Source organism: Staphylococcus sp. EG-SA-2, from assembly GCF_017152085.1.
In genome coordinates this window covers 1-8680 of record NZ_JACYHC010000054.1, presented here as the reverse complement: position 1 = coordinate 8680, position 8680 = coordinate 1, and the positions used below count along the sequence as shown (strand labels likewise).

The window sequence follows — 8680 nt, the reverse complement described above, 5'->3', positions numbered from 1 at the left end:
TAATTGCACTAAAAACCAAAAAAACGGGAATAATATACCTGATATATTACATGAGGAGCGGTGCAAATGTTGTTAGAAATTAAAGATTTAGTGTATAAAGCGAGCGATAGAATCATACTAGATCATATCAGTCTAAAAGTAGATAAAGGCGAGAGTATTGCCATTATAGGTCCATCAGGTAGTGGTAAAAGTACATTTCAAAAGCAAATATGTAATTTGATTAGTCCAACTAGTGGAGAACTTTATTTTAAAGGTAAACCCTATAATGATTATGACCCGGAAGAATTGCGTCAACGAATCAGTTATTTGATGCAGCAAAGTGACTTGTTTGGTGAAACGATTGAAGATAACATGATATTCCCATCACTTGCACGTAATGATAAATTTGATAGAAAACGTGCAAAGCAATTAATTAAAGATGTCGGTTTGGGACATTATCAATTAAGTTCGGAAGTGGAAAATATGTCGGGTGGTGAGCGGCAAAGAATTGCTATAGCGCGCCAACTGATGTATACACCGGATATTCTTTTATTAGATGAATCGACCAGTGCATTAGACGTTAATAATAAAGAAAAGATAGAAAATATCATTTTTAAGTTAGTGGAACAGGATGTTGCTATCATGTGGATTACCCATAGTGATGATCAAAGTATGAGACATTTTCAAAAGCGCATAACGATTGTTGATGGCAAAATTTCTAAGGTTGAGGAGTTGAATCAACATGAGTAATACGGCACTTGGATTGACGGCATTGCTTTTAGTCATTCCGATTATCATTTCATATAAAGAAGGTTTACATATTATTAAAGATTTAATTGTTGCGACACTACGCGCAGTGGTGCAATTAATCATTTTGGGATTTTTGCTGCATTATATTTTTAAAATAAACGATAAATGGCTGCTTATTTTATGTGTATTGGTCATTATTATTAATGCATCATGGAATACAATTAGTCGAGCATCACCAGTGATGCATCATGTGTTTTGGATATCATTTCTAGCTATCTTCATTGGAACAGCATTACCACTTGCAGGTACTGTAGCTACAGGGGCAATTCATTTTACAGCCAATGAAGTTATACCTATCGGCGGCATGCTTGCAAATAATGGCTTGATTGCAATTAATTTAGCTTACCAGAATTTAGATCGTGCATTCGTACAAGATGGTACTAATATTGAATCTAAATTATCACTTGCAGCTACACCTAAATTGGCTTCTAAAGGTGCAATACGTGAAAGTATTCGTTTAGCTATAGTGCCAACAATTGATTCGGTTAAAACATATGGGCTTGTGTCGATTCCTGGTATGATGACAGGCTTAATTATTGGTGGCGTACCACCTTTACAAGCGATTAAATTTCAATTGTTAGTCGTGTTTATTCATACAACTGCGACCATTATGTCTGCTTTGATTGCGACATATTTAAGCTATGGTCAATTTTTCAATGCAAGACATCAATTAGTAGCACGAAATACGGATGTTAAGAGTGAATCATGATAGATTTTACTGCATCAGATTTAGGCATTAGTTTTAATTGGAAATGAAGTGACGCGCACATATAGTATCGCTATTCATTAACACAGCGAAAATATTCATAAAGGCACGCATACTTTGTAGTCAGTTATCTGTTCTGACATATAAAGCGTGCGTGCTTTTTTGAAGACATTGTTGAAACTGAAGTAATTATACATAATTATTAAATGACATACTTGTGTTAATTTTTCAAATACTGAAAAACAATTTCAATAATTTTCCATTTAAGCACAGAAAATTAAAGCAAAATATTATATAATAGAACGGTTATATATAAAATTGTGTTGCACACATTTTTTAATAAATCGTTATTCTAAGGGAAATGAATATCGGAAATTTTGTTTGAAAGGAGTTTTAAAATGTCAATCATGCGACTATTTACATTCATTTTAAGTATTTTTATCGTAGGAATGGTTGAAATGATGGTTGCAGGAATTATGAACTTGATGAGTCAGGACTTACATGTATCAGAAGCTGTCGTTGGTCAATTAGTGACAATGTACGCTTTAACATTTGCGATATGTGGACCTATTCTGGTTAAATTAACGAACCGTTTTTCATCAAGGCCTGTATTATTATGGACATTACTTATATTTATCATTGGTAATGGCATTATTGCTGTAGCGCCAAATTTTTCAATATTAGTAGTTGGTAGAATTATCTCATCTGCAGCAGCAGCACTAATTATCGTAAAAGTATTAGCTATTACAGCGATGTTATCAGCACCTAAAAATCGTGGCAAAATGATTGGACTTGTCTATACAGGGTTTAGTGGGGCCAATGTTTTTGGTGTACCAATTGGAACGGTTATCGGCGATTTAGTAGGTTGGCGCTATACATTTCTATTCTTAATTATTGTGAGTATTATTGTTGGCTTCTTGATGATGATCTATTTACCGAAGGATCAGGAAATACAACGAGGCCCTGTGAATCATGAGGCACCATCTCATGAAAATCATGTTACTTCGAAAATATTAAGACCTGCTGAAGTAGCAAAATATTTAATTATTACGTTTTTAGTATTGATTGCAAACTCAGTGACATTCGTCTTTATAAATCCACTTATTTTATCTAATGGTCATGATATGTCATTCGTTTCATTAGCACTTCTAGTAAATGGAATCGCTGGCGTTATTGGAACATCATTGGGTGGTATATTCTCCGATAAAATTACAAGTAAGCGTTGGTTAATGATTTCTGTTTCTATTTTTATCGTTATGATGTTACTTATGAATTTAATCTTACCTGGTTCAGGTCTATTGTTAGCAGGACTATTTATTTGGAATATCATGCAATGGAGTACTAATCCAGCAGTGCAAAGCGGTGTGATTCAACATGTTGAAGGCGACACAAGCCAAGTAATGAGTTGGAACATGTCTAGTTTAAACGCTGGTATTGGTGTTGGCGGCATTATTGGAGGCTTGGTCATGACACATGTTTCTGTTCAAGCTATCACGTATACGAGTGCCATCATTGGCGCATTAGGATTAATCGTTGTTTTCACATTGAAAAATAATCATTATGCTAAAACATTTAAATCATCATAATTCTCATATGAAAAGCACGCCTGCTATCAAATTCAGGTGTGCTTTTTTAGATGCGATAACGTTATTGATATGTGCGATAATAGCGACGTTCATTATGATACATCGGCCAAGGCATTTTACCGCTTTTAGCAAAATTAGCTAAATCATTTTGCATTTGTCGACTTAAAAATTTAAGGTGAGCAGTTGTTGGATATTGATGTGCTGCTAATATTTGTAAGTTTCCGAACCAAAATACCATATCTAGAATATGGTAAGCACTGCGATAGTGTGCGCTAGAAGTATCATGCCATGCAAATTCAGCAAGCCATAGTTGTGCGTTTGAATCTTGTATATTAAGATGTTGTAAAAATTGCTTCATCGGCTGTTTGAAATAACAATGTGTAATCGCTAAAGATTGTTGCTTCGCAGTCTGAACATCTTCGTATTTTAAAGGAATATCATTTAATTCCATAATGTCGATAAAGCGTTGCGGCGATAATTTTTTCTGTTCACTAGTAATATAAATATCGCCTTCATCTTTTGTATAACATGCAAAAATTGGTTTCGTTGTTGGATAATCATTTTGTATATAATCTGTTTTAATAGGCGCATATATTAAATCAAGCCCTTTAGAAGGTCCTCGAGATTGTTTTAGCTTCGCCATCAGCATAAGAATATCATCTGTCGATAATGATGTAACATCATCTGTATCTAAATAATCGCGCATCATTTTTTGGAAATATTGTGCTTTATTGCGTGCACTCTTAAGGGTGTCTAATCGTAGTGCGCCACTTAGTAGAACGACTTTATGGAAGTATGGCTCAATGTCAGGTATTTTAAGTAAAGTCAAAATGCTCATACTGCCTGCAGACTGACCCATTAAAGTAATGTTATTAGCGTCGCCACCAAAGGATTCAATAAATTGATGCACCCATTTTATGACATTGATTTGATCTGAAAGTCCATTATTGGAATGAAAATCTTTATTAAAATATGACCAGTCTAAATATCCTAATGCGCCTAAACGATAATTGCATGTAATAACGATAATGTCGTTATTTTGTACTAAATGTGCCGGTTGATAGAGTTCGGCTGTACCATGACCATTTTCAAAACTACCACCATAAAAATAAATGATGACAGGTTTCTTCGTCTGATCATTATGTTGTTTCCAAATATTTAGATATAAACAGTCTTCATGTTCAGTAAAAGTTGTAGATTGTGAGGAGAAAAAATCTTCTAATTTGTTGTCTGGTTGCGGTGGGATGGGTTGTATTTCAGTTGCATCAATTGGCTCTGACCATTGTGTTTTTAACGTAGAATGTTTAAAGCGATTGTCATGAACTGGTGGTTCTGCATAAGGAATGCCTAAGAAGATATCTAAACCATCTTGTGTAATACCATGAATTTGACCACCTGTAGTATTAATCTTCATATTTATTAACCTCCTTTATCATCCCCAATTTAATCATACCACGGTCTATAGATGATAGGTGACAAGTATAACAAGACAATTTTGTGACTGAATCAGACTAGCTTGATATCTGTTTTAACTCAAACCATTTTCAGCATTATATGATGTTCTTCTACAGTGACATTTCATTACAATATCACTCTCGCCACATTGTTATGTTAGTTATTTATAACCGATTTTCAAAATAAAAAACCAACCAAGATGTTGAAATCAATGGTTGGTTAATGTGTGTGTGTTGAAATCATATATGGCATTGCATTTTAAAATATTTAATGAGATGACTTTGATTCATTATTTAGTGACTCGCGCATCTTTGTATTGATTCGTGTTGCGCGACGGAAATAGACGCTTTCAAATGAACTCGTTGTACCGATGTAATAGAATATAAGCGCCACAACAATAATAACGATAAAGTCAAATGGATAGTGAATCATATTTAAGCCTTTAAATTCTTTGCTTCCTATAAATGACAGTATTGATAGCACGATTAAATATACAATAATCCATAAGCTACCACCAATTTGTTTCTTTGTATTACGCCAATTCATACGGTATTCATAGAAGAAGTAGATTGGTAATCCAAGTATAATGATTAAAATAACTTCAGCCGTTGTTGGCCACATTGCCCAATATATAGCTAATGAAGCTAATACAAATGATAATGGTGCCATTACTTTTAAAATTTTTGCTCTAAATGGACGAGTCATTGTTGGTCCCATTTTTCTTAATGCAATCACTGTCGTTGGGCCAGTTAAATAGGCTACTAAAGTTGCAGTAGAAATAACTGCTGCTAGCGTACCCCAATCTCTAAATAATGTAACCATAATCATACTAATGATGGCATTAAAGATGATTGCTACACGTGGGATATGATATTTTTCATTCATCTTCCCAAGAAATTTAGGGATATGTCCATTTTTCTCCATTGCTCGTAAAACTCGACCTGTAACGGCGACAAATGACACGCCAGTACCGAATGGTGATACAAAAGCTTCAATATATAGTAAAATTGCGAGCCAATTAATTCCTAATAAGATAGCTAAATCTGCAAATGGTGAATTGAAGTTGATGCCATTCCATCCACTATGTTGTAACATTGATTGAGGCATAGAAGTGATAAACGTACTTTGTAAAATGATGTACAACACTGCACTGATTGACAGTGAAATAGCGATGCCTCTTGCGATATTTTTTTCAGGATTTTTAATTTCTGAACCCATATTAATAATTGTCTGGAATGAATTGAATGAAAAAATAATCCCTGATGCTGTTGTTGCAGCAAAAATCGGTGCACTTCCGTAAGGCATAAATGTGCTTGCCGAATGGCCGTAATTTGAAGTGTCGAATCCTGATAACATCAACATGATGATGGTTAACATGGGTACGCCTAATTTAAATACAGAAATTAAACTCGTAAATGATGTTAAAAGTTTTACGGACCAATAGTTTAATAATGAAAAAATAACAATGATGAGATATACAGCTAGCAATCCGTATGTGCTAATAGAGCCATTTTCCATTAAATATCTCATTGGTTTCGCCCAATGCCACGGCCAAGAACTCATATATTGAACAGCTGACACAGCTTCGATAGGTATTATTGTCACCAAAGACACCCAATTCGCCCAAGCAGCAATAAAGCCTAATAATGAGCCATGTGTATACTGGGCATAGTTACTCATGCCACCTGATTGAGGAAACATTGTGCCGATTTCAATGTAGTTATAGGCAATGGTTCCAATGACTAGGAATCCAAGAACCCATGATATGATTGCTACTGGTCCAGCTATTGATGATGCTTCCCACGCACCAAATAGCCAACCAGATCCTATTAAAGAGCCTAACCCTAATAAGACTAATTGGGATAGATTGATTTTGTCGTTGTGCAATTGCTTGTCTTTATTCATAAATACTCCTTCGTTATTGCCAAAAATACAAAAAATAATATGCGACAATTATACGCTTATTATAATAATAGTCAAATGCATTTTTTGTAAGAACGCAAAAGCATTTGTAAAATTAGTTTTTTATAAAATTAGGATATATAATACAATGTGTATTGAAAAACAAAATGGAAGTGATGACTATGAGTGAGAAACAATCAAATGAACAAGTTGAAGCATTTTTAAATAAAGAGAGTCAATGGCAAGAAGAATATAAATATTTGAGAGCGTTAATCTTTAATGAAACAGAATTAGAGGAAGCGTATAAATGGATGCATCCTTGTTACACGTTGAATAATAAAAATGTAGTACTTATCCATGGCTTCAAAAATTATGTTGCACTATTATTTCATAAAGGTGCCATTTTGGAGGATAAATATCATACACTCATTCAACAGACTGAAAAGGTGCAAGCAGCTCGTCAGTTACGATTTGAAAATTTAACAGAGATTCAAGCACGTAGCGAAGAAATTAAATATTATCTAGCTGAAGCAATTAAAGCTGAAAAAGCTGGTAAAAAAGTTGAAATGAAGAAAACAGAGGAATATGTTATTCCTAAAGAGTTAGAAGCTAAGTTCGAAGAAATGCCACAGTTAGAGTCTTCATTTTATAAATTAACGCCAGGCAGACAACATCAATATATATATCATATTGGACAAGCTAAACGCAGTGAAACAAGACAAAAGCGTGTTGAAAAGTATATTAACCAAATACTAGAAGGTAAAGGGATGCATGATAAGTAATTAATGAGTAAAGCATACCGGTTATACAACAACATACAAGATGACACGAAACAACCAATGGCTCATGCTGTTGGTTGTTTTTTTAGGTGTGTCTGTCATGGGCAACACTTTGACGTTGGAATTCCGTTACAGGCTTGGGAGTAGAAAATGTTAGCAAAAGGCAAGGGTGTCTACAATGAATGATGAAGATATTAAAATATAAGGATGACTTTGTGAGTGGCGGATGGGCGGTTGTCCGTCTGTAACAATGGATGCGTGTGCATTATTACAAAAATTCGACTTTTGTAATAATATTTCACATTTTCGACACTTTTTTGCTATAAAACAACCAATTGAGCGATAATAAATTCGCTTTTAAAAAATATGAGTTATCTATTTAGTTGCCAAAGATAAAATAATAATGTTTAATAACATCATATAGAGTATGTTAGTTTTAAATGTCGAATATACGAATGTGCAAACAAAGTAATCGGTAGAAATTCAACATACATAGCGCCGTTTACTGTTAAGTATTCACATTACAGATGAAAAATATAAAATTCTACATAATCAAGACCATGATGTGTACTTGTTTAACTTATGACTCTATTTGTTTAACAATTGCGATAATGGTCTTTTTATTTTATGCGTATCATTCGTCATATTTTTTATGAGGAAGGAGAAATGATTATGTTAAGTATTAAGCATTTAACGAAAATTTATTCTGGTAATAAAAAGGCAGTAGATGACATCTCTTTAGATATTCAATCTGGGGAATTTATCGCATTTATTGGAACCAGTGGAAGTGGTAAAACGACTGCTTTAAGAATGATAAACCGTATGATTGAAGCGACAGAAGGACAAATTGAAATTGATGGTAAAGATGTTCGGAGTATGAATCCTGTCGAATTGCGTCGAAGCATTGGTTATGTTATTCAACAAATTGGGTTAATGCCTCATATGACGATTAAAGAGAATATTGTATTGGTACCCAAATTGTTGAAATGGACTAAAGAAGAAAAGGATAAACGTGCAAAGGAATTAATTAAACTTGTGGATTTACCGGAGTCATTTTTAGAGCGTTATCCAGCAGAACTATCAGGTGGGCAACAACAACGTATCGGTGTCGTAAGAGCACTTGCGGCCGAACAAGATATTATTTTAATGGATGAACCTTTTGGTGCATTGGATCCTATTACGAGAGATACGTTACAAGATTTAGTTAAAACGTTACAACGAAAATTAGGCAAGACGTTTATCTTTGTAACACATGATATGGATGAAGCGATTAAATTAGCAGACAAAATTTGTATTATGTCAGAAGGTAAGGTGGTGCAATTTGATACACCAGACAATATTTTAAGACATCCCGCAAATGATTTTGTACGTGATTTTATAGGACAAAATAGACTGATTCAAGACCGTCCCAATGACAAGACTGTAGAAGGTGTAATGATTAAACCAATCACGATACAGGCAGA

Annotated in this window: 9 protein-coding genes; 7 read left to right on the top strand and 2 right to left on the bottom strand. The window is 34.1% G+C overall.

Annotation, left to right across the window (positions count from 1 at the left end; translation table 11 throughout):
- The first annotated feature begins 66 nt into the window (after window positions 1–66).
- From IDG60_RS00445 to IDG60_RS00435, 3 genes are all read left to right on the top strand, one after another.
- Window positions 67–729, top strand: coding sequence for an ABC transporter ATP-binding protein (locus IDG60_RS00445; RefSeq protein WP_000923526.1), 663 nt, complete (start codon window positions 67–69; stop codon window positions 727–729).
- Window positions 722–1498, top strand: a complete 777-nt coding sequence (locus IDG60_RS00440) for an ABC transporter permease (protein ID WP_000072149.1) — start codon at window positions 722–724, stop codon at window positions 1496–1498. The genes IDG60_RS00445 and IDG60_RS00440 overlap by 8 nt, the downstream gene beginning before the upstream one ends.
- 395 nt (window positions 1499–1893) lie before the next feature.
- A complete protein-coding gene (locus IDG60_RS00435; protein ID WP_000026189.1) occupies window positions 1894–3081 on the top strand; it encodes an MFS transporter in 1188 nt (395 codons plus the stop codon).
- A gap of 61 nt (window positions 3082–3142) precedes the next feature.
- Here the strand turns inward: IDG60_RS00435 and IDG60_RS00430 are convergent, their stop codons facing one another.
- Both IDG60_RS00430 and IDG60_RS00425 read right to left on the bottom strand, forming a co-directional pair.
- Entirely contained in the window at window positions 3143–4495 is a 1353-nt protein-coding gene (locus tag IDG60_RS00430; RefSeq protein ID WP_000700925.1) for a carboxylesterase family protein, read from the bottom strand.
- A gap of 308 nt (window positions 4496–4803) precedes the next feature.
- The gene (locus IDG60_RS00425) at window positions 4804–6441 is read right to left on the bottom strand and encodes an APC family permease (protein ID WP_001030720.1); all 1638 of its coding nucleotides are present in this window, start codon (window positions 6439–6441) and stop codon (window positions 4804–4806) included.
- Window positions 6442–6620: 179 nt separating this feature from the next.
- Between IDG60_RS00425 and IDG60_RS00420 the strand changes: the two genes are divergently transcribed.
- The 4 genes from IDG60_RS00420 to IDG60_RS00405 form a co-directional block, all read left to right on the top strand.
- On the top strand, window positions 6621–7220 hold the full coding sequence (locus tag IDG60_RS00420; RefSeq protein WP_001291515.1) for a YdeI/OmpD-associated family protein: 600 nt from the start codon (window positions 6621–6623) through the stop codon (window positions 7218–7220).
- A gap of 3 nt (window positions 7221–7223) precedes the next feature.
- Complete coding sequence (locus IDG60_RS00415) at window positions 7224–7364, top strand: hypothetical protein (RefSeq protein ID WP_001791736.1); 141 nt, start codon at window positions 7224–7226, stop codon at window positions 7362–7364.
- A 79-nt stretch (window positions 7365–7443) separates the two neighbouring features.
- Window positions 7444–7563 (top strand): hypothetical protein, encoded by a 120-nt coding sequence (locus IDG60_RS00410; RefSeq protein ID WP_001789925.1) that lies wholly within the window; start codon window positions 7444–7446, stop codon window positions 7561–7563.
- A gap of 326 nt (window positions 7564–7889) precedes the next feature.
- Window positions 7890–8680: ABC transporter ATP-binding protein (locus IDG60_RS00405; RefSeq protein ID WP_206160352.1), on the top strand; the 791-nt coding region annotated here is incomplete at its 3' end.

Bases quoted from the DNA above. Each gene is read 5' to 3' on its own strand.
- IDG60_RS00420 (WP_001291515.1), top strand. From the start codon at position 6,621: ATGAGTGAGAAACAATCAAATGAACAAGTTGAAGCATTTTTAAATAAA.
- IDG60_RS00445 (WP_000923526.1), top strand. From the start codon at position 67: ATGTTGTTAGAAATTAAAGATTTAGTGTATAAAGCGAGCGATAGAATC.
- IDG60_RS00415 (WP_001791736.1), top strand. From the start codon at position 7,224: ATGAGTAAAGCATACCGGTTATACAACAACATACAAGATGACACGAAA.
- IDG60_RS00410 (WP_001789925.1), top strand. From the start codon at position 7,444: ATGGGCGGTTGTCCGTCTGTAACAATGGATGCGTGTGCATTATTACAA.
- IDG60_RS00430 (WP_000700925.1), bottom strand. From the start codon at position 4,495: ATGAAGATTAATACTACAGGTGGTCAAATTCATGGTATTACACAAGAT.
- IDG60_RS00425 (WP_001030720.1), bottom strand. From the start codon at position 6,441: ATGAATAAAGACAAGCAATTGCACAACGACAAAATCAATCTATCCCAA.
- IDG60_RS00440 (WP_000072149.1), top strand. From the start codon at position 722: ATGAGTAATACGGCACTTGGATTGACGGCATTGCTTTTAGTCATTCCG.
- IDG60_RS00435 (WP_000026189.1), top strand. From the start codon at position 1,894: ATGTCAATCATGCGACTATTTACATTCATTTTAAGTATTTTTATCGTA.